We start from the raw sequence: 19,400 nt of genomic DNA on the forward strand, positions 1-19,400 counted from the left end.
CTCGAACCTAGGACTCATTGACACATCGTCAATGGGACGATCGTCCCCGGATCGTCAGAGCACGGCGGCGCAGACCTGGACGAGTCGGGCACGCAGTCCGGCCGCCCGGTCGGCGAAGGCGCGCTGACGCCGCACGTACTCGGCCTTGCCCTCCGGGGTCTCGATCGGTACCGGCGCCAGCCCGTACCCGCTGACGTCGTAGGGCGAGGCCTGCATGTCGGTGATCCGGATCTCGGCGGCCAGCTCGAAGCAGTCCAGCAGCAGGTCGCCCGGACACAGCGGGCCGAGCTTCTGCGCCCACTTGTACAGGTCCATGTTCGCGTGCAGGCAGCCGCCCTGGTCGTCGGCGGCCTGGCTCTCCCGGGTCGGGCGCAGGGTGTTCAGCGGCGCCGCCTGCGGGGTGAAGAACCGGTAGGCGTCGATGTGCGTGCACCGGATCCGGTGCGACTCCACCACGGCATCGGTGCCGGACTCCCCCAGGCGCAGCGGCAGCGCGTGCCGGTGCTCGCCGGGGCCCTGGCGGTAGACCATCGCCCACTCGTGCAGCCCGAAGCAGCCGGTGGCCGCGGGCCGGGCGGCGACCGCGGACAGCAACCCGTGCACGAAGCGCACCGTGTCGCCGCGGTCGGCGAGCAGGGCGGGCAGATCGAGCCGCACCGCCCCGTCGTCGCCGGTGCGGTACCAGCGCCACCCGGTGTGCGGGGCCGGGGCGTCGCCGGGCAGCAGGGCCACGCCGGCGCCCGGGTGCCAGCGGCGCAGTTGGGCGGGTTTGGCCGAGTAGTAGTCGAACAGGAAGTCCTCGACCGCGTGCTTCTCCCGCTGGCCGGTGCGCTCCCGGTGCCCGGCGGTGAGCGCGTCGGCCCGGTCGGCGTGCGCGGCGGCCAGTGCGGTCCACCGGTCGGCGGCGAGCGCGGCGGTGCCGGGCGGGAGAGTCACCGGGTCAGGGTACGGCGCACCCGCGAGGGCAGGGTCAGCACCACCAGGGACAGCCCGACCGCCGCCACCCCGACCCAGCCGACCGGTCCGAGCCGTTCGCCGACCACCAGCACCGCCAGCAGCGCGGCGACCGCGGGTTCCAGCAGGGTCAGGGCCAGGGCGGTGCTGACCGGCACCCGGGCCAGCCCCCAGCCGAACAGCAGGTAGCCGCCGCACATCGGCACCAGCGCGAGGTAGGCGGCGACCGCGATCCCGTGCCGGGCGGCGATCAACTCCGGCGCGGTGACCGCGATCACCGGCAGCAGCAGCACGCCCCCCGCGCCGAACACCGCCCCCATCGCGGCCCGGGACGGGACCCCCGCGGCCATCAGTCGCGCCGCCGCCCAGGAGTAACCGGCATAGGTGGCCCCGGCGACCAGTCCGAGCAGGATGCCGGGCACCGAGGCCCGGCCGTCGCCGTGGCCCAAGCCGAGCAGCAGCACCCCACCGATCCCGAGCCCGGCACCGGCGACCCAGCGCCGGGTCAGCCGCCGCCCGTCCCGCCAGCGTTCCAGGGCGGCGGCGGCCAGCGGGGCGGAGCCGATCGACACCACCGTGCCGACCGCGACCCCGGCCAGGTGCATCGCGCTGTAGAACGCCAATGGGTAGCCGGCCACGCACAGGGCGCCGACGAGGACCAGCCCGAGGTGCGGCCGGAGCAGGCCCCGGTCGCGCCAGCCGCCGGACAGCGCCGCCTGCCCGAGTCCGCCGAGACCCATCGCGGCCGCTCCGACCGCCAGCGGCCCGGCGGTGGTCTGGGCGGCGGCCGTCCCGGTGGTGCCCCAGAGCACCGCGGTGACCAGCACCGCGAGGACGCCGAGCCGGTTCACCGCCGGTCCGGGCCGAGCAGCGCCGCCGCCAGGGCCCGGGCGTGTGCGATTCGCTCCGGCCCACCCTCCAGGCCGGCCCGGGCCATCGACCCCTCCAGTAGGAAGGACAGGTGTTCGGCCAGCGGCCCGGCGTGGCCGGCCAGGATCGCCTCGACCTGCTCCTTGTGCCGCCGGACTGCCGACCGGCCCGGATCGCCGACCGGGAGTTCGGCGGCGGCGTTCAGCAGCCCGCAGCCGCGGAAGCCGTGCTCGTGCGCCGATTCGGCGTGGTCGGCGTAGGCGTCGAAGACCGCCAGCACCCGGCCCCGGTGGTCGTCCTCGGCCAGGGGGGCCACCCGGGCGGCGTACAGCCCCAGCCACTCCTGGTGCCGGGCATCCAGATAGGCGGCGACCAGGGCCGACTTGGAGCCGAAGGTGTTGTACAGGCTCATCTTGGCCACCCCGGCCTCGGCGATGATCGCGTCGATCCCGGTGGCGGCGATCCCCCGGTCGTAGAACAGCCGGGCGGCGGCGGTCAGCAGGCGGTCGCGGGCGGTCATGCCGCCACTGTACAGACCGGTCTACCTAGGCCTGGTCGTAGGAGTCCACGATCGACAGGTCGAGCGCGAACTCGACCGGGGTGTCGCCGAACAACAGCCGCCCGGCCTCCTCCGCCGCCTCCCGCACCGCCGCGGCCACCCGCTCGGCCTGGTCCACCGGACTGTGCACCATCAGCTCGTCGTGCAGGAAGAACACCAGGTGCGGGCGGCCGGGCAACCCGATCAATCGCTGGCGCAGCACCGCCATCCAGCACAGCGCCCACTCCGCCGCGGTGCCCTGCACCACGAAGTTCCGGGTGAACCGGCCCCAGTCGCGGGCGTGCCGGCGCGCGTCCCGGGCGGTGGACTCGTCGCCGCCCTCCCCCGCCGCGGCCAGTCGCTCGGCCAGCCGGTCCGCCGACGGCAGCGGCGAGGACCGGCCGAGCCAGGTGGTCACCTGCTCCCCGCGCTCCCCGGCCCGGGCCGCCTGTTCCACCGGCTCCACCGCCTGCGGGTACCCGCGGGCCAGCTGCGGCATCAGCACCGCACTGGCCCCGGTGGTGGCGCCGTAGATCGCCCCGAGCATCGCGTACTTGGCCTGCTGCCGGTCCTCGACGATCCCGGCCTGCACCACCGCCTGGTACAGATCGGCCTGCTGCCCGGCCGCCGCCATCGCCCGGTCGCCGGACATCGCGGCCAGCACCCGGGGTTCCAGCTGGGCGGCATCGGCGACCACCAGCACCCGGCCCGGGTCGGCCCGCACCGCCGCCCGGATCCCGGCGGGCAGTTGCAGTGCCCCGCCACCGCTGGACGCCCAGCGCCCGGTGACCACCCCGGCGGGCACGTAGTCCGGCCGGAACCGGCCGCCGGAGACCCAGCGGTCCAGCCAGGCCCAGCCGTTCGCGGACAGCAGCCGGGCCAGCTTCTTGTAGGTCAGCAGCGGCTCGATCGCCGGGTGGTCGTGCCCGCGCAGTTCCCACTTGCGGGTGCTGGCGACGTCGATCCCCGCCGCCCGCAGCGCGCGCAGCAGCTCCGGCGGCGAGTCCGGGTTCAGGCCCGGCCGGTCCAGCGCGGCGGCGATCTGCTCCGCCAGGGACTGCAGCACCGCCGGGCGGGCACCCTCCGCGGGCCGGGGACCCAGGCGCTCGGTCAGCAGCGCGTCGTGCAGGTCGGCCCGGAACGGCAGCCCGTCGAACCGCAGCTCGTCCGCGATCAGCGCCCCGGCCGACTCGGCCGCCAGCAGCAGGCGCAGCCGCCCGTCGTCGCCGGCCTCGGCCAGGCAGCCCAGCTGGGCGCGCAGCTCGGCCGCCGGGTCCGGCAGTCCGGCCGCGGGCTCGGGCCGGTCCCAGTCGTCGAACAGGCTGGGCGGCGGCGGCTCGACCACCGGGGCGGCCGGGGCGGCGTCGTCCCAGGGACCGTGCGGCGCCAGGGCCAGCCGGGTCCCGGCGGTCCGGGTGGAGCGGCGCAGGATCGCGTGGCACAGCCGCAGGTCGTGCGCACGGCGGACCCGCACCCCGGCGGCCAGCAGCCCCGGGTACCACCGCTCGGTGTCGTCCCAGACCCAGCGCGGTCCCTCGGCCTCCTCGATCGCGGCGACCACCCCGGCCAACTCGGCCTCCGGGACCTGCCGCACCGGTCCCAGACCCTCGGACACCACGGTCGCCGGATCCGGCGCCGCCCGCAGCTCGACCACCCCGGGCCGGGCGGGATCGGCGCAGATCAGCACGAACGACACCCGCACATCACACCATCGCCGACCGACATCCCAGGCAGTGTCGCCGTCAGGACCTACGCTGGTCCGATGAGCGATCAGCCGATCACGCCAGCCACGGGCATGTCGCTGCCCGGCCGGGAGACCGTCCTGCTCGCCGCCTTCGAGGGCTGGAACGACGCGGGCTCGGCCGCCAGCCAGGCCCTGGAGCACCTGCACGAGGTGTGGGGTGCCGAGCAGGTCGACGAGCTGGACCCGGAGGAGTACCACGACTTCCAGGTGAACCGCCCGGTGATCGGGGTCAATGCCGACGGCGACCGGGAGATCACCTGGCCGAGCACCGCGGTCGCCGTGGCCACCGCACCGCGCTCCGGCCGCCGGATCGTCCTGGTGCACGGCATCGAACCGTCGATGCGCTGGCGCCGGTACTGCGGCGAACTGCTGGACATCGCCGCCGCCCAGCACGCCGGCACCGTCCTGACCCTGGGCGCCCTGCTGGCCGACGTGCCGCACACCCGGCCGATCCCGGTCACGGTCACCAGCGAGGACCGGGCGGTGCGCGAGCTGCTGGACGTGGAGTCGAACAGCTACGAGGGGCCGACCGGCATCGTCGGCGTGCTGCAGCACGAGGCCGCCGCGCGCGGGCTGCGCACCCTGTCGCTGTGGGCCGCGGTGCCGCACTACGTCGCCCACCCGCCCTCGCCCAAGGCCGTGCTCGCACTGCTGCACCGGATCGAGCAGGTGATCGGCGAGCCGGTCCCGCTGGGCGATCTGCCCGAGGACGCGGCAGCATGGCAGGACGGCGTGGACGAACTCGCCGGCGAGGACAGCGAGATCGCCGAGTACGTCCGCCAGCTGGAGGAGGCCAAGGACACCGCCGAACTCCCCGAGGCCTCCGGCGAGGCGATCGCCCAGGAGTTCGAGCGCTACCTCAGACGACGGGACAAGGGCCTAGGGGGCTGAGCATGACCTCCGCACCGGATCCGCACCCGACCCCGCTCGCCGGCGGTCACGTGAACACCGTGATCCGGGTCGGCGACACGGTGCGCCGCAGCGCCGGACCCTGGACGCCCACGGTGCACGCCCTGCTGGCCTGGGCCCGGGCCCGCGGCGCCTGGATGGTGCCCACCCCGCTCGGCGTCGACGAGCAGGGGCGGGAGATGCTCAGCTGGATCCCGGGCACCACCGGCGACTTCCCGCTGCCGGACTGGGTCTGGCACCCGCGCACCGTGCAGCAGGCCGGTGCCTTCCTGCGGATCTGGCACGACGCCACCGTCGGCTTCCCGGTGCAGGCCGGGCCGTGGCGACTGCCCGCGCACGAACCCGCCGAGGTGATCTGCCTGAACGACGCCGCGCCGTACAACATGGTGCATGCCGCCGGGCGGCTGGTCGGCTTCATCGACATCGACATGGCCTCCCCCGGCCCCCGGGTCTGGGACCTGGCCTACCTGGCGTACCGGCTGTGCTCGTTCTGCTCCGACTCCCCCACCCCCGGTGGCCTGGACCCGCTGCGCCGCCTGGACAGCCTGCTGCAGGCCTACGGCGAGGACGCCCCGGCCGCCGCCGACGTGCTGGCCACCATGGTCCCCCGCCTGGACGAGCTGGCCGACTGGACCGACCGGCACGCCGAGGACAGCCGCCAACCCGAGCTGCACGCGCACGCCGACCTGTACCGCCGGGACGCCCGCCGTCTCCCGCAGCTCTGAGTCCGCCACCACCTCACGGCGGGCCGAGCAACCCCCGGCGACGGCCGGCCGACCCCCAGTTTCGCCGCCCCGCCACCCTCAACCGACGGCCGGAACCGGCCCCCGCACAGTCCGGCCCCGCAGGATGAGGCGCCGCAGCCGCCGACCCCGACACCGGCGTGGCAACGAAGCCAGCCGCGGCGCGATCCGGCCCCCGGGAGGAGCCCGCCATGACCGAACAGGGTCACCACATCCTTGCCCTGGCGATCTACTTCGTCGCGATGCTCGGCATCGGCTGGTACGCCTACCGGCGCACCACCAACCACTCCGACTACCTGCTGGGCGGACGGGAACTGCGCCCGACCACCGCCGCGCTGAGTGCCGGCGCCTCCGACATGTCCGGCTGGCTGATGATGGGCCTGCCCGGCGCGATCTACGTCTCCGGGCTGGTCGAGTCCTGGATCGCGATCGGGCTGCTGATCGGCGCCTACCTGAACTGGCGGCTGGTCGCGCCCCGGTTGCGCGCCGCCACCGAGGTCGCCGGGGACGCACTGACCATCCCGAGCTTCCTGGAGCGGCGGCTGCGGGACCGGACCCACCTGATCCGGGTGGTGTCCGGCCTGGTGATCCTGGTGTTCTTCACCCTCTACATCTCCTCCGGCATGGTGGCCGGCGGGGTGTTCGTGGAGAACTCCTTCGGCGGGGAGTACCTGACCGGGATGCTGCTGGTCGCCGGGGTGACGCTGGTCTACACCATGTTCGGCGGGTTCCTGGGGGCGTCGCTGACCGACGTGGTGCAGGGCCTGATGATGATGGCCGCGCTGCTCCTGGTGCCGGTGATGGCGGTGTGGCAGCTCGGCGGGCCGGGCGAGGCGATCAGCGCGGTGCGCGAGCTCGACCCGGACCACCTGTCCATGCTGGCCGGGACGGCGCTCACCGGCGGCGGGCTGACCGCGATCGTCTCGGCGCTCGCCTGGGGGCTGGGCTACTTCGGCCAGCCGCACGTGATCGTCCGGTTCATGGCGATGCGGGACGCCGGTGGCGCCAAGGCCGCCCGCCGGATCGGGATCACCTGGATGGGGCTGTCGCTGCTGGGTGCGGTCGCCGGTGGCCTGGTCGGCGTGGCGTACATCGCCCGGACCGGCACCACGCTGAACGACCCCGAGGCCGTGATGCTGGTGATGTCCCAGCTGCTGCTGCACCCGCTGGTCGGCGGGTTCGTGCTGGCCGCGGTGGTCGCCGCGGTGATGAGCACGGTGTCCAGTCAGCTGATCGTGTGCTCGTCGGCGCTGGTGGAGGACCTGTACCGGATCGGCCGGCGCACCCCGCCCTCGCAGCGCACCCTGGTGCTGCTGGGCCGGGCGTGCGTGCTGGTGGTCGCCGTGATCGCGGTGCTGCTCGCCCTGACCCCCGGCGGCACGATCCTCAGCCTGGTCGCCTTTGCCTGGGCCGGCTTCGGTGCGTCCTTCGGCCCGGCGATCCTGCTCAGCCTGTTCTGGCGCCGGCTCACCGCGGCGGGCACCCTGGCCGGGATGACCGTCGGCGCGGTCACCGTCTTCGGCTGGAAGGCGCTGGACACCGGGCTGTACGAGCTGCTGCCGGCATTCGTCGCGCACCTGGTGGTGGCGGTGGTGGTCAGCCTGCTGTGGCCCAAGCCGGACCCGGAGATCGACCGCGAGTTCACCGCGTCGGTGGCGCTGGCCGAGGGCCGGGCCGTGGACGACGACCCCGATCCGGTCAGCGCATCAGCGGCGTGATGAAGCCGATCACGTTGCCGTCCGGGTCGGCCAGGTAGCCGAGCCGGCCGACCCCGGGGACATCGTCCAGCGGCAGCGCGGTGGTCGCGCCCAGCTCCAGGCCCCGGGCGTACACCGCGTCCACGTCGTCCACCCCGACCACCAGCGTCGCGCCGTTCACCGCGGCACCGGTCTCCGGACGCGGACCGGACCTGCGCACCAGGCCGCCATTGATCCCGAACCCCGGGGTGCCCTCGTTCCGGACCGACCGCTCCCCGGTGTCGATCGTCCAGTAGTCCAGGTCGCCGAACCGGGCGAACTCCCAGTCCAGCAGCGCGGAGTAGAACGCGATCAGCCGTTCCGGCTCGCTCGCGTGGATCTCGAAGTGGACCACCAGGCCGGCCATGGCTGCTCCCTCGTCAGTGCCGCACGGATACCCAGCGTAGGCCGGGCGGCCGCCCGGGGTCAGACGAGCGCGGCCACCGCGCGATCGAAGTCCGCCACGGCCGCGTCGGTGAGCGGTTCGGCCAGCAGGGCGCGGGCGACCGGGGCGCCGACGGTCACCGCGGCCACCCCGGCGAGGGCCAGCCGCCGCACGTCGTCGGCGGCGCGCAGGCTGGCCGCGAGCACCTCGGTGCCGGTCCCGGCCAGGATCTGCTGCATCTGCGCGATCTGCCCGTGCCCGTCGCGGCCCTGCTCGGTCATCCGGCCGAGGTAGGGCGCGATCCACCGGGCACCGGCCGCCGCCGCGGTGATCGCCTGCTGCGCGTGGTACACGGCGGTGACCAGCACCGGCACGTCCTGATCGGCCAGTCGCCGGGTGGCGGACAGCCCGGCCACGGTGGCGGGGATCTTCACCACCAGCCGGTCGGACAGCCGCCGCAGCTCGTGCGCCTCGGCGACCAGGTCGTCGACCTCCGACCCGGTGGTCTGGACGAAGACCTCGGCGGTCCCCCGGTCCAGCAGCCAGCGCACCAGCTCGGGCACCTGCGCCAGCCGCACCCCGCCGCGCTGCAGGATCAGCGGGTTGGTGGTGACGCCGGTGAACAGGCCGGTGTCCAGCAGTGGGGCCAGGTCGTCCCGGTCGGCGCTGTCCAGGTAGAGCCGCATCTCAGTCCCTCTCTCGGGTCGTGGTCTCGGTGGGCTGCCGCCAGTCGGCCAGTGCCCGGTACCGGTCGAGCAGGTCGTCGCCGAGCGGTCCGCCCGGCTCGGTGACCGAGGTGGTGGCCGGAGCCCAGGCGTCCCGGACGGCGGTCACGTCCGCCCCGGCCAGCACGGCGGCCGCCTGCACCGCGGCGCCCCGTGCGGTGGCCTCGGCGGCGTCCCGGGTGTGCACCGGGCGGCCCAGCGCGTCGGCCAGCACCTGCCGGTAGGCGGGCGACCGGCCGCCGCCCCCGGCGACCACCACCTCACCGTCCGCGGCGGCACCGGCGGCGACGATCGCCTGGTGTCCGCGCAGCAGTCCGAGCACGACTCCCTCGTGCGCGGCGAGGGCCAGCTCCTCCCGGGTGGCGTCCGTGCGCAGGCCGCCGAGCAGGCCGCGGGCGTCCGGGCGGTCCGGGGTGCGTTCGCCGTCCAGGTAGGCGGCCAGCACCATCCGGTCCGGACGGCGCTCGGCGGCCAGGGCCAGGGCGGCCAGCTCGTCCAGGCCGACGCCGAGCAACCGGGCCACGGTGTCGGTGACCTTGGTCGAGTTCAGCGAGCACATCAGCGGCAGCCAGCCACCGGCGGCGTCGGCCACCCCGTCCACCCAGCCGGTGCCGTCGTGCACCGGGACCGAGGAGGTGGTCATCACCACCCCGGAGGTGCCCAGCGAGTACAGCACCTGTCCGGGCCCCAGGCCGATGCCCAGCGCCCCCGCGTGCTGGTCACCGGCACCGGCGCCGACCACCACGTCCGGCCGGAGCCCGAGCTCCGCGGCGGCGGCGGTGTCGGCCGGCCCGGCAGCCTCGGACGGCCCGGCGACCTCCGGGAGCATCGCCGCCCAGTCCGGACCGGACCGGACCCAGCGGTCCAGCAGCCCGGTCAGGTACCGGCCCTCGTGTGCGGCGTAGTACCCGGTGCCGGAGGCCTCGGACCGGTCGGTGACCGCCCGGCCGGTCAGCCGGTGGCTCAGCCAGTCGTGCGGCAGCAGCACCCGGCGGGTGCGGTCCAGCAGCTCCGGTTCGTGCTCGGCGACCCAGGCGAGCTTGGTGATCGTGAACGCCGCGGTGGGCACCGAGCCCACCGCATCCGCCCAGCCCGGCATCCCGAGCTCGGCGACCATCGCGGCCGCCTGCGGCGAGGAGGTGGTGTCGTTCCACAGTTTGACCGGCCGGAGCACCCGGTCCCGGTCGTCCAGCAGCACCGGGCCGTGACACTGGGCGGCAATGCCGACCGCGTCGATCCGGTCCGCGGTCAGCCCCGCCTGGCCCAGGGCCGCCGCCAGGGCCAGCCGCAGCGCGGCCCACCAGTCGGCGGGGTCCTGCTCGGACACCGGGGGCGCGGTCGCCGGGTGCGGTGCCCGGCCGGAGCCGAGCAGCCGCCCGTCGTCGGCGTCCCGCAGTTCCACCGTGCAGGACTGGGTCGAGGAGTCGACCCCGGCGACCACGCCCATCAGGCGTCCCCGAGCGGTGGCAGGGCGTCCGGCAGCTCCTCGCGCTTGCCCACCGCACCGGCGGGGTGAGTGAACAGCACCTGGTCCCAGCCGTAGCCGCGCCGGCGCATCAGCACCGCGGCGAGGGCGTCGCCCCAGACCGCGGTGGCCAGGGTCGAGCCCATCGCGATCACCCCGCCCGGGTCCACCTCCGGCCCGGGGTCGATCACCACGGTCAGGTCGGCCAGCCGGCCCAGGGTCGAGTCCGCGGTGGCGGTGAGCGCGATCACCGGGACCCCGCGGCTGCGCAGCCGGGTGGACAGGTCGTTGAGCTCATCGGATTCCCCGCCCCGGGAGATGGTGATCAGCAGATCGCCGGCGGCGACCGCCCCCATCGTGCCGTGCAGCGCGTCCATCCCCGGCAGGAACACCGCCGGCGTGCCGCAGACCGACAGCAGGTGCGCCATCCGCCGGGCGACCGCGCCGGAGGTGCCCGACCCGGTGACGAACACCTTGCCGGTGCAGCCGTCCACCAGGTCCACCGCCCGCAGGAAGGTGTCGTCGAGCTGGTCGGCCACCGCGGCCACACCCCCGCCCTCCCGCCGCACCAGCTCGCGGGCGGCGCGCAGGGTCTCGTCGGCGCTGGTCATGGTCGTTCCTCCGTGGTTCATGCCGCCGCCCAGGCGGCGCGGCGCAGTGACTGGGGCGTGCGGTCCTCCGCGGTGAGCAACGTGCCGGTGGTGCGCCCGTGGGACATCACCACCACGTCGTCGGCCACCTCGGCCACCTCGTCCTCCTCGGAGGAGACCAGCACGACGGTGAGTCCGGACTCGTGGGCCAGGGCCCGGACGATCCGGTGGATCTCGGCCTTGACGCCGAGGTCCACACCCTTGGTGGGCTCGTCCAGCAGCAGCACCCGCGGCCGTTGGGCGATCGCCCGGGCCAGCAGCACCTTCTGCTGGTTACCGCCGGAGAGCCGGACCACCGGGCCGTGCCGGTCACCGCGGACCCGCAGGCGTTCCAGCAGGTCCTCGGCGTCCCGCTGCACGGCGGCCCGGTCCAGCAACCCGGCCCGGCGGTAGCGGCCGAGCACCGGCAGGGCGACGTTCTGCGGCGAGGACAGCCCGGGCACGATCCCGTCGTGCTTGCGCTCCTCGGTCAGGTAGACCACGCCCTCGCGCTGGGCCCGGGCCGGGGTGCGGGGCCGGTACGGCCGGCCGTCCAGCAGCACCCGGCCGCCGGTGACCGGGTCCAGGCCGACCAGGGCGCGCAGCGTCTCGGTCCGTCCGGCGCCGACCAGCCCGTAAATGCCGAGCACCCGGCCCGGTTCGGCCCGGAAGCTGACCCCGTGCACGCCGGGCGCGTGCAGGTCCTGCACCTCCAGCAGCCGGCCGGACCCGTCCTGCGACGGCAGCGCGGCGACCACCTCCCGGGTCTCCCGGGCGGTCTCCCGGTCCACCGGGGTGGCGGCCGCGGCCGGGGCGGCCTCCTCCCCGGCGATGGCGGTCACCACGTCGTCCCGGGACACCTCGTCCACCCGGGCGTCGATCCGGACCCGGCCGTCGACCAGGGCCACGACCCGGTTGCACACCGCGTACAGCTCGTCGAGCTTGTGGTCGACGAACACGATGCCCAGACCCCGGTCGTCCGCCAGGTGCCGGACCATCTCCAGCAGCCGCTCGACCTGGGTGCCCTCCAGCGCCGTGGTCGGCTCGTCCAGCAGCAGGAACCGGGCCTTGCGGTGGGTGGCGACCGCGATCTCCAGCATCTGCCGGGTCGCCACCGGGTAGTCGCCGAGCTTGCGGTCGACGTCCAGGTCCAGGCCGAAGGACTCGACCAGTTCCCGGGCGCCGGCCCGCATCTCCTCCCGGCGGAGCAGGCCCGACCGGGACCGCTCGTCGCCCAGGTACACGTTCTGGGTGACCGAGAGGTTCGGCAGCAGGGACAGCTCCTGGTAGACCGTGGCCACCCCCGCGGCGATGGCGTCCCGGGGCCCGGCGATGTCCTGCCGGACCCCGTCGACCTCGATCCGGCCGCCCTCGGGGGTGGTGGCGCCGGAGATCACCCGCAGCAGGGTGGACTTGCCCGCACCGTTGTGCCCGACCAGGCCGACCACGTCACCCGGCTGGACCTCCAGGTCGACCCCGTGCAGGACGGTGACCCCGGAGTACCGCTTGATGATCTGCCGTACGCCCAGCATCGTCTCAGCCCACCTCGCCCGGGGCGGGGGTCTGGCCGGTGGTGAACTCCTTGAGCGACTTCAGCACCTCGGCCTCGACGTCCTCACCGTCCACGTACTGCCGGATCTGGGCGACCACCTCGGTGCCGTAGGCCTCCGGCTCCTGGGCGACGCAGCCCGCGTACGGCCCGGTCAGCTCGGTCTCCGAGGCGCAGAAGCCGTACACCTTGACCTCGGAGTTCGACCCGAGGGCCTGCAGCGCGCCGTAGGCGGCCGGGCCGGTGGAGGCGAAGATGACATTGATGTCCGGGTTGCCGGAGAGCATCTCGGTGGTGGCGCGCAGCGAGTCGTCCGGCTTGACGTTGCCGTCCACCCGGGCCACGACCTCGGCGTTCGGGTTGGCGGCGATCGCGTCCTCGAAGCCCTGGTCCCGCTCCTGGGTGGGCGTCTCGTCCGGTTCGGTGACGAAGCCGATCTTCAGCTCCGCATCCGCACCGAAGTCGGCCAGCACCTGCTCCGCCGACTGCCGGCCGCCCTCGGCGTTGTCCGCGCCGAGGTACTGCACGATGTGACCGCCCTGGGCGTCCAGGGCCTCCGGGTCGACGCCGACGTTCACCACGAACACCGGCACCCCGGCGTCGTTGGCGGCCTTGACCAGCGCGGCGGCCGGCTCGGACTTCACCGGGTTCAGCGCCAGGGCGCAGGGCTGCTTCTGCAGCATCGACTGCACCTGGGCCAGCTGGTTGGCGTCGTCGTCGTCGGCGATCTGCACCTCGACCTCGAAGCCCTGCTCGGCACCCGCGGTCTCGAAGCCCTGCTTCATCGCCACGTAGTACGGGTTGGTGAGGTTCGGCAGGGCCACCGCGAGGTACGGGGTGTCGTCCGAACAGGAGGCGGGCAGCTCCTCGGTGGCGGCGGCGGTGTCCCCGTCGGTCGATCCGCCGCCGGACCCGGTGCCGGTGTCCACGGCACCGCAGGCGGCCAGCGCCCAGACGGCGCCGATCACGGCGGGGGCGGTCAGCAGGTGGCGTCGCTTCATTGCTCTGTCTCCTCGTGCGGGGTGGGGGGTGGGTCAGCTCTGCGCGGCCGCGGCACTGCGGGGCGCAGGACTGGGTGTGGGGGTGGGATCGCCGTCGCCGGGTCCGCCCGGTCGGCGCAGGGTGCGGCGGAACAGGTCGCTGAGCGAGGACTGCCGCCGGTAGGTGTCGATGATGACGCCGCCGAGGATGATCAGGCCGATCACCAGCGGCTGCCAGTAGGACTGCACGCCGATCACGTTCATGCCGTTGGACACGGTGGCGATCAGCACCGCGCCGAGCAGGGCGCCGGGCAGCGAACCGATGCCGCCGAACAGCGAGACCCCGCCAACCACCGCTGCGGCGATCGAGTAGAACAGCTCGTTGCCCGATCCGGCGGAGGGGTAGCCGACCATCAGCCGGCTGGTGGTGATCAGCCCGCCCATCCCGGCGCAGAACCCGCTGATCGCGTAGACCAGCATGGTGACCCGGCCGATCGCGATCCCGGACAGCCGCGCGGTCTCCGCATTGCCGCCGACCGCGTAGATCCGCACGCCGGTGGGGGTCAGCCGCAGCAGCACGGTCAGGATCACCACGAACACCGCGACCAGGACCACCGGCATCGGCACGCCGAACAGCGAGCCGCGGCCGATCACGGCGAACATCGGGTCGGTGACGTTGACCGAGCTGGCCCCGGTGAGGATCAGCGGGATGCTGGCCGCGACCCCGAAGGCGGCGAAGGTGACGATGAACGGCGGCAGCTTGAGGTAGTGGATCAGCGCGCCGTTGATCACGCCGACCAGGGCACCGGTGGCCAGGGCGGCCAGCGAGGCGACCCACCAGGGCAGCCCGGACCGCATAGCCAGCGCGGCGATCATCCCGGTCAGGGCGATGTTCGAGCCGGTGGACAGGTCGATCCCGCCGGTGAGGAGCACGAACGCCTGCCCCATCGCCAGGAACGCGATCACCGCACCGTTCAGCAGCAGCAGGTTCGCGTTGTCCACGGTCCGGAAGGTGGGCGACAACAGACTGAAGATCGCCACCACCAGGACGATGACCACGCCGATGCCGAGCTCCTCGGGGAACCGTCGTCGCTTCGCCATTCCTCTGCCTCCTCGCAGCGGTTCACGCTCATGTGAGCACTCATCTCGCTCACCTGACACCGAGGACGGTACGCGCGGTCACCGCGCAACTCAAGCCCCGAACATCACAAATGTGCGTCGGATTCGGTCTACAGTGCTCACATGAGCACTTCGGAGGAGTGGGAGCAGATGGTCCGGGCCGCCCGCCGGTACTACCTGGACGATGCGCCCAAGAAGCAGATCGGGGAGGAACTGGGCGTGTCCCGGTTCAAGGTGGCGCGGCTGCTGGAACAGGCCCGGGACCAGGGCGTGGTCACGATCACGATCCAGGACGCCGGCCTGCACGTGCCCACGCTGTCCGCCGCGGTCGCCGACCACCTGGGCCTGAGCCGGGCCACCGTGATCGAGTCCACCGGCAGCGACGCCGAGGTCCGGCGCCAGGTCGGGGAGGCGGCGGCCGAACTGCTCGGCGACACCCTGCGCGCCGGCGAGGTGCTCGGCCTGGCCTGGGGCCGCACCCTGACCGCGATGAGCGCCTCGATGCCGCCGCTGCCGCCGATGGACGTGGTCCAGCTCACCGGCGCGATCGGGACCGACCTGGCCGACTCGCCGGTGGAGGTCGTCCGCCGGGTCGCGCTGCGCTCCGGCGGGTCGGCCCGGCCGATCTTCGCCCCGCTGGTGGTCGACTCCCCCGAGACCGCCGAGGCGCTGCGCCGCCAGCCGGACGTCGCCGCGGCGCTGGAACTGTTCGACGACCTCACCACGGCGGTGGTCAGCGTGGGCTCCTGGGACCCGCCCGAGTCGCAGCTGCTGCGCACGATCGGCGAGCCGGAACAGGCCGAGCTGCTGGGCCGCGGGGTGGTGGCCGAGGTGGCGTCCATCCTGGTCTCGGACGCCGGCGACCCGGTCGCCCCGGACTTCCAGGCCCGGTGCCTGACCATCACCGCCGAGCAGATGCGCCGGATCCCCCGGGTGGTGGCCGCCGCGGGGGGCGCCCGCAAGGCCCGGGCACTGGCCGCCGTGGTCCGGGCCGGCCTGGTCACCGAGCTGGTCTGCGACCGCGCACTGGCCGAGGCCGTGCTCGGTCTGCCCGGTGTGCCGCCGGTCGCGCGGGGCACCCGATGACGCTGGTCGCCGCCTCGCTGTGGTCGGTGCCCGCTGAGCAGCGACCGGCCACCGCCGACCGGTTGGCCGCCGCCGGGCTGCGCCGCTGGCACTGGGACGTCTCGGACGGCGGCTTCGCGGCGGCGGGCGGCTTCGACCCGGACGAGGCCGCCGAGCTCGGTGCCCGGACCGGCGTCCCCGGTGAGGCGCACCTGATGGTCACCGACCCGCTGGACCGGGTGGACGCCTGGGCCGCGGTCTGCGACCGGGTGATCGTGCACGTGGAGGCCCGCGGCTGGCGGTCGGCGCTGGACCGGGTGGTGGAACTCGGCGCCCGGCCCGGCATCGCCCTGTCCCCCGGCACCCCCGCCGTGCTGCCGCCGGACCTGCCCGACGGCACCGCGGTGCTGGTGATGGCGATCGTCCCGGGCACCGCCGGCGCGGCGTTCCGCCCACAGACCCTGGACCGGCTGGACCGGCTCGCGCACCCGGAGCTGGGCGTGGACGGCGGCATCACCCCCGAGCTGGCCCGGTCCTGCGCGGCGCACGGCGCGACCTGGGTGGTTTCCGGCGGCTCCCTCTGCGCGGCGCCGGACCCCCGGGCCTGGCTGGACTCGGTCGGCTGACTCCGATCGCCGAGGGCGCAGTACGCGGTGGTTGCCGGGCCCCCGGACCGACCGGGACTGCGCCCTCGATGCCGCCCGGCGCTAGATCCGGACGCCGAGCAGCGCGTTCACCGCGCGGGCGATCACGCCGGGGGCACCCTCGACCAGGTCGGGTTCCGCGACCGCGCCGGACAGGGCCAGCTCGGCCCAGTCGTCCACCGCCCGCAGCGCGCGCGGCGCGTCCAGGTCGTCGGCCAGGGCGGCCCGGATCTCGGCCAGCGTCTGATCGGCGGCGGGGCCTCCGTTGCCGGAGACCGCGGCCCGCCAGCGCTCCAGCCGGGCCACCGCCTCGGCCAGCACCGCGTCGGTCCACTCCCAGTCCCCGGCGTAGTGGTGCGCCAGGATCGCCAGCCGGACCGCCATCGGGTCCACGCCCTGGGCGCGCAGCCGGGACACCAGCACCAGGTTCCCCAGCGACTTGCTCATCTTCTCGCCGTCGAGGCCGACCATGCCGGTGTGCACGTGGGTGCGGGCACCGTGGCCCTGGTCGAGCAGCCGGGCGTGCGAGGTGGACATCTCGTGATGCGGGAACCGCAGGTCGTTGCCGCCACCCTGCACGTCGAAGGGCAGGCCGAGGCCGTCCCGGGCGATCACCGCGCACTCGATGTGCCAGCCCGGCCGCCCGGGCCCGAGGTCGCCGCCGTCCCAGGACGGTTCGCCGTCCCGGGCCGCACGCCAGAGCAGCGGGTCGAGCGGGTGCCGCTTGCCGGGCCGGTCCGGGTCGCCGCCGCGCTCACCGAACAGCGCCTGCATGGTCGTCTCGTCCAGGCGGGCGACCTGGCCGAAGGACGGGTCGGCGGACAGGTCGGCGTAGATGTCGTCCACCCCGGCACCGGTGGCGTCCGGGGTGCCGATCCGGTAGGCCGCCCCGGCGGCGACCAGTGCCTGCACCGCGATCACCACGTCCGGCACCGACTCCACCGCGCCGGTGTACACCTCCGGCGGGATGACGCCGAGGGCGGTCATGTCCTCCCGGTACAGCGCGATCTGGTCGGCGGCCAGATCCCGCCAGTCCACCCCGGTGGCGGTGGCGCGCTCCAGCAGCGGGTCGTCCACGTCGGTGACGTTGGAGGCGTAGCGGACCTGCTTGCCCTCATCGATCCAACCGCGCAGCAGCAGGTCGAAGGCCACATAGGTCGCCGCGTGGCCCAGGTGGGTGGCGTCGTAGGGGGTGATGCCGCAGACGTACAGCCGGGCATCCGGGCCGGCGGCGGCGGTCACCAGCTCGCCGGTGGAGCTGTCACGCACCCGGATCGGCCGGCCCTCGCCGGGGAGCTGGGGAATCTGCGGGGCGGGCCAGGTCAGCACGTCGGAAGCCTAACCGGCAGAATGCGGGGGTGGAGACCGCATGGGTGCACGGGCCGCAGGGCTGGCACGAGATCGAGGCCGACGGACTGCTACCCCGGCTGGCCGGCGCCGAACCGCCCGCGGCGTGGGTGCACGTCGGTGCGGTGAGCGCGCTGGCCGACGCGGCGCGGCAGGCCGGCATCCCGGAGTCCGCGGTCCGGCGCACCGTCGACGTGCCCGGCGACCGGAACCCGCGCCGCGCCCAGCTGCGCAAGCTGCCCGGCGGCGGGCGGTTCCTGCTCAGCCCGACCCTGCACTGGGACCCGGACACCGACGACGTGACCACCGGAGTGTGGGCCTGCCTGGTGGTCGACGACGTCACACTGACCGCCGAGGAGGGGCCGGGCGGGCTGCTGGCCGAGGTGGTGGACCGGCTGGGCGGCGACGAACACCTGCCCGAACAGCCCGCCGCCCAGGTGTTCGCGGCGGCGCTGATCGCCCTGGTCGGCCGGGCCGGTGACGTCGAGGTCGGCATCGGCGAGGCGGTGGCGGACACCGAGCGGCTGGTCTTCGGCGCGACCCCGGACGGCGACCCGGCCCAGGTGGTCTACGACCTCAAGCGGGAGATCGCCGAGGCCCGCCGGGCGCTGGTGCCGCTGCTGGCGGCGTTCCCGGAGTTGATCGCGGACAGTGAGGAGAACGCCGAGTCCCGGCAGGCCCGCGGTGCGACCACCCGGACCATGCGCTGGATGCGGCGGCTGGACACCGCCCTGGACAAGGTCGACCGGCACCTGGACTCCCACGACGACCTGCTGGGCGACATGCTGTCGGTGTACCTGTCCCAGGTGTCGGTCCGGCAGAACGAGGACATGCGCAAGATCTCGGCCTGGGCGGCGATCATCGCAGTGCCGACCCTGATCGCCGGGATCTACGGAATGAACTTCCAGCACATGCCGGAGCTGCACTGGCTGATCGGCTACCCGGCGTCGCTGGCGCTGATGGCCGGCGCGGCGTTCGTGCTGTACCGGCTGTTCAAGCGGTCCGGATGGCTGTAGTGGGCGGTCAGGCCCCGGCCAGCGGCTGCAGCACCCCGAACACCAGCAGCAGCACCACCACCGCGGCCAGCGCGATCCGGTAGATCACGAACGGCCGGTAGGAGTAGGTCGACACGATCTTCAGGAACGCGATGATCACCACGTAGCCGACCAGGAACGCGACGATCGTGGCGACCAGGGTGGCCAGCACCCCGGGCGTCCCGGCGGTGCCGAAGTCCCCGACGCTCTTGCCCAGCTGGTAGAACCCGGAGCCGAGCACCGCGGGCACGGCCAGGAAGAACGAGTACCGGGCCGCGGCCTCGCGGGTGTAGCCCATCAGCCGCCCGGCGGTGATCGTTCCGCCGGAGCGGGACACCCCGGGGATCAGCGCCATCGCCTGCGCCAGGCCGAAGAACAGCGCGTGCTTGGGGGTGAGGTCGGTCAGCTCGCGGTCGTCGGCGCCGTGCCGGTCCGCCCAGTCCAGGATCAGCGCGAAGACCACCAGCGTCCCGGCGATCACCCACAGGCTGCGGAACGGCGCCTCGATCGCATCCTGGAACAGCACGCCGAGCACCACGATCGGGATCGACCCCAGCGCGATGAACCAGGCCATCAGCGCGTCCGGGTCCTTGGCCGCACCCGGCGGCATCCCGATCCGCGACTTCCAATCCGGGCCCAGATCGCCGCGGACCGCCCGCCACCAGTGCACGCAGATCCGGGCAATGTCCCGGCGGAAGTAGAGCAGCACCGCCAGCTCGGTGCCGATCTGGGTGATCGCGGTGAAGGCCGCGCCCGGGTCACCGGAGCCCAGCAACTCCCCCACGATGCGCAGGTGCGCACTGGAGGACACGGGCAGGAACTCGGTCAGGCCCTGGACCAGACCCAGGACGATCGCTTCCCAGATGCTCACGGGGCCTCACCCTAGACGCCGCCACCACCGGTCACGGCACTCACACACCGCGGTTGTGGGGAGGTCCCGGGGAGAACCGGTCGGCACGGATAG

At 74.3% G+C, this 19,400-nt stretch carries 19 protein-coding genes; 6 read left to right on the forward strand and 13 right to left on the reverse strand.

The window, feature by feature from the left end; genetic code table 11:
- Positions 1-54: 54 nt before the first annotated feature.
- Genes HGA03_RS05580 through HGA03_RS05595 form a run of 4 tightly spaced genes read right to left on the reverse strand, consistent with a single transcriptional unit; the run spans position 55 to position 4,058 of the window.
- Complete coding sequence (locus tag HGA03_RS05580) at positions 55-936, reverse strand: 3-methyladenine DNA glycosylase (protein WP_168629238.1); 882 nt, start codon at positions 934-936, stop codon at positions 55-57.
- The gene (locus tag HGA03_RS05585; RefSeq protein ID WP_168629239.1) at positions 933-1,805 is read right to left on the reverse strand and encodes a DMT family transporter; all 873 of its coding nucleotides are present in this window, start codon (positions 1,803-1,805) and stop codon (positions 933-935) included. The genes HGA03_RS05580 and HGA03_RS05585 overlap by 4 nt, the downstream gene beginning before the upstream one ends.
- The gene (locus tag HGA03_RS05590; protein WP_168629240.1) at positions 1,802-2,344 is read right to left on the reverse strand and encodes a TetR/AcrR family transcriptional regulator; all 543 of its coding nucleotides are present in this window, start codon (positions 2,342-2,344) and stop codon (positions 1,802-1,804) included. Before HGA03_RS05590 ends, HGA03_RS05585 begins: the two co-directional genes overlap by 4 nt.
- A gap of 25 nt (positions 2,345-2,369) precedes the next feature.
- Complete coding sequence (locus HGA03_RS05595) at positions 2,370-4,058, reverse strand: bifunctional 3'-5' exonuclease/DNA polymerase (RefSeq protein ID WP_168629241.1); 1,689 nt, start codon at positions 4,056-4,058, stop codon at positions 2,370-2,372.
- Between the two features lie 66 nt (positions 4,059-4,124).
- Here HGA03_RS05595 and HGA03_RS05600 point away from each other — a divergent pair, with 66 nt between their 5' ends.
- The 3 genes from HGA03_RS05600 to putP all read left to right on the forward strand — a co-directional run bounded on the left by HGA03_RS05600 (position 4,125) and on the right by putP (position 7,476).
- Positions 4,125-4,997 carry a PAC2 family protein gene (locus HGA03_RS05600; RefSeq protein ID WP_239073640.1) on the forward strand — a complete coding sequence of 291 codons (873 nt, stop codon included), beginning with the start codon at positions 4,125-4,127 and terminating at the stop codon, positions 4,995-4,997.
- A gap of 2 nt (positions 4,998-4,999) precedes the next feature.
- Positions 5,000-5,740 carry an aminoglycoside phosphotransferase family protein gene (locus HGA03_RS05605; RefSeq protein WP_168629242.1) on the forward strand — a complete coding sequence of 247 codons (741 nt, stop codon included), beginning with the start codon at positions 5,000-5,002 and terminating at the stop codon, positions 5,738-5,740.
- A gap of 209 nt (positions 5,741-5,949) precedes the next feature.
- Positions 5,950-7,476: a sodium/proline symporter PutP gene (putP, locus tag HGA03_RS05610; RefSeq protein WP_168629243.1), complete on the forward strand. Its 1,527-nt coding sequence runs from the start codon at positions 5,950-5,952 to the stop codon at positions 7,474-7,476.
- On the opposite strand, the gene HGA03_RS05615 is transcribed toward putP, so the two are convergent.
- The 7 genes from HGA03_RS05615 to HGA03_RS05645 are packed head-to-tail and all read right to left on the reverse strand — an operon-like array spanning position 7,457 to position 14,328.
- Positions 7,457-7,861, reverse strand: coding sequence for a VOC family protein (locus tag HGA03_RS05615; RefSeq protein WP_168629244.1), 405 nt, complete (start codon positions 7,859-7,861; stop codon positions 7,457-7,459). The two genes, putP and HGA03_RS05615, sit on opposite strands and share 20 nt — an antisense overlap.
- 59 nt (positions 7,862-7,920) lie before the next feature.
- Entirely contained in the window at positions 7,921-8,565 is a 645-nt protein-coding gene (locus tag HGA03_RS05620; RefSeq protein ID WP_168629245.1) for a transaldolase family protein, read from the reverse strand.
- A 1-nt stretch (position 8,566) separates the two neighbouring features.
- Positions 8,567-10,051: a xylulokinase gene (gene xylB, locus HGA03_RS05625; protein ID WP_168629246.1), complete on the reverse strand. Its 1,485-nt coding sequence runs from the start codon at positions 10,049-10,051 to the stop codon at positions 8,567-8,569.
- Positions 10,051-10,680 (reverse strand): KpsF/GutQ family sugar-phosphate isomerase, encoded by a 630-nt coding sequence (locus HGA03_RS05630; protein ID WP_168629247.1) that lies wholly within the window; start codon positions 10,678-10,680, stop codon positions 10,051-10,053. The genes xylB and HGA03_RS05630 overlap by 1 nt, the downstream gene beginning before the upstream one ends.
- Before the next feature lie 17 nt (positions 10,681-10,697).
- Positions 10,698-12,230 (reverse strand): sugar ABC transporter ATP-binding protein, encoded by a 1,533-nt coding sequence (locus tag HGA03_RS05635; protein WP_168629248.1) that lies wholly within the window; start codon positions 12,228-12,230, stop codon positions 10,698-10,700.
- A 4-nt stretch (positions 12,231-12,234) separates the two neighbouring features.
- Entirely contained in the window at positions 12,235-13,248 is a 1,014-nt protein-coding gene (locus HGA03_RS05640; protein WP_168629249.1) for a substrate-binding domain-containing protein, read from the reverse strand.
- Positions 13,249-13,281: 33 nt separating this feature from the next.
- Complete coding sequence (locus HGA03_RS05645) at positions 13,282-14,328, reverse strand: ABC transporter permease (RefSeq protein ID WP_168629250.1); 1,047 nt, start codon at positions 14,326-14,328, stop codon at positions 13,282-13,284.
- Positions 14,329-14,469: 141 nt separating this feature from the next.
- Here HGA03_RS05645 and HGA03_RS05650 point away from each other — a divergent pair, with 141 nt between their 5' ends.
- Positions 14,470-15,432 (forward strand): sugar-binding transcriptional regulator, encoded by a 963-nt coding sequence (locus HGA03_RS05650; protein WP_168629251.1) that lies wholly within the window; start codon positions 14,470-14,472, stop codon positions 15,430-15,432.
- On the forward strand, positions 15,429-16,037 hold the full coding sequence (locus HGA03_RS05655; protein WP_168629252.1) for a beta/alpha barrel domain-containing protein: 609 nt from the start codon (positions 15,429-15,431) through the stop codon (positions 16,035-16,037). The genes HGA03_RS05650 and HGA03_RS05655 overlap by 4 nt, the downstream gene beginning before the upstream one ends.
- Positions 16,038-16,118: 81 nt before the next feature.
- On the opposite strand, the gene mshC is transcribed toward HGA03_RS05655, so the two are convergent.
- Positions 16,119-17,384 carry a cysteine--1-D-myo-inosityl 2-amino-2-deoxy-alpha-D-glucopyranoside ligase gene (gene mshC, locus HGA03_RS05660; protein WP_168629253.1) on the reverse strand — a complete coding sequence of 422 codons (1,266 nt, stop codon included), beginning with the start codon at positions 17,382-17,384 and terminating at the stop codon, positions 16,119-16,121.
- 29 nt (positions 17,385-17,413) lie between these two features.
- Here mshC and HGA03_RS05665 point away from each other — a divergent pair, with 29 nt between their 5' ends.
- Complete coding sequence (locus HGA03_RS05665) at positions 17,414-18,418, forward strand: CorA family divalent cation transporter (RefSeq protein ID WP_168629254.1); 1,005 nt, start codon at positions 17,414-17,416, stop codon at positions 18,416-18,418.
- Positions 18,419-18,425: 7 nt separating this feature from the next.
- On the opposite strand, the gene HGA03_RS05670 is transcribed toward HGA03_RS05665, so the two are convergent.
- Positions 18,426-19,307, reverse strand: coding sequence for an undecaprenyl-diphosphate phosphatase (locus HGA03_RS05670; protein ID WP_168629255.1), 882 nt, complete (start codon positions 19,305-19,307; stop codon positions 18,426-18,428).
- Positions 19,308-19,400: the final 93 nt, after the last annotated feature.

The organism is Cellulomonas denverensis, assembly GCF_012396125.1.
Classification (GTDB): domain Bacteria; phylum Actinomycetota; class Actinomycetes; order Actinomycetales; family Cellulomonadaceae; genus Cellulomonas; species Cellulomonas denverensis.

Excerpts from the sequence above, each read along its gene's own strand:
- HGA03_RS05590 (WP_168629240.1), bottom strand. The coding sequence starts at position 2,344 with ATGACCGCCCGCGACCGCCTGCTGACCGCCGCCGCCCGGCTGTTCTAC.
- HGA03_RS05600 (WP_239073640.1), top strand. The coding sequence starts at position 4,125 with ATGAGCGATCAGCCGATCACGCCAGCCACGGGCATGTCGCTGCCCGGC.
- HGA03_RS05605 (WP_168629242.1), top strand. The coding sequence starts at position 5,000 with ATGACCTCCGCACCGGATCCGCACCCGACCCCGCTCGCCGGCGGTCAC.
- putP (WP_168629243.1), top strand. The coding sequence starts at position 5,950 with ATGACCGAACAGGGTCACCACATCCTTGCCCTGGCGATCTACTTCGTC.
- HGA03_RS05615 (WP_168629244.1), bottom strand. The coding sequence starts at position 7,861 with ATGGCCGGCCTGGTGGTCCACTTCGAGATCCACGCGAGCGAGCCGGAA.
- HGA03_RS05620 (WP_168629245.1), bottom strand. The coding sequence starts at position 8,565 with ATGCGGCTCTACCTGGACAGCGCCGACCGGGACGACCTGGCCCCACTG.
- xylB (WP_168629246.1), bottom strand. The coding sequence starts at position 10,051 with ATGGGCGTGGTCGCCGGGGTCGACTCCTCGACCCAGTCCTGCACGGTG.
- HGA03_RS05630 (WP_168629247.1), bottom strand. The coding sequence starts at position 10,680 with ATGACCAGCGCCGACGAGACCCTGCGCGCCGCCCGCGAGCTGGTGCGG.
- HGA03_RS05635 (WP_168629248.1), bottom strand. The coding sequence starts at position 12,230 with ATGCTGGGCGTACGGCAGATCATCAAGCGGTACTCCGGGGTCACCGTC.
- HGA03_RS05640 (WP_168629249.1), bottom strand. The coding sequence starts at position 13,248 with ATGAAGCGACGCCACCTGCTGACCGCCCCCGCCGTGATCGGCGCCGTC.
- HGA03_RS05645 (WP_168629250.1), bottom strand. The coding sequence starts at position 14,328 with ATGGCGAAGCGACGACGGTTCCCCGAGGAGCTCGGCATCGGCGTGGTC.
- HGA03_RS05650 (WP_168629251.1), top strand. The coding sequence starts at position 14,470 with ATGAGCACTTCGGAGGAGTGGGAGCAGATGGTCCGGGCCGCCCGCCGG.
- HGA03_RS05655 (WP_168629252.1), top strand. The coding sequence starts at position 15,429 with ATGACGCTGGTCGCCGCCTCGCTGTGGTCGGTGCCCGCTGAGCAGCGA.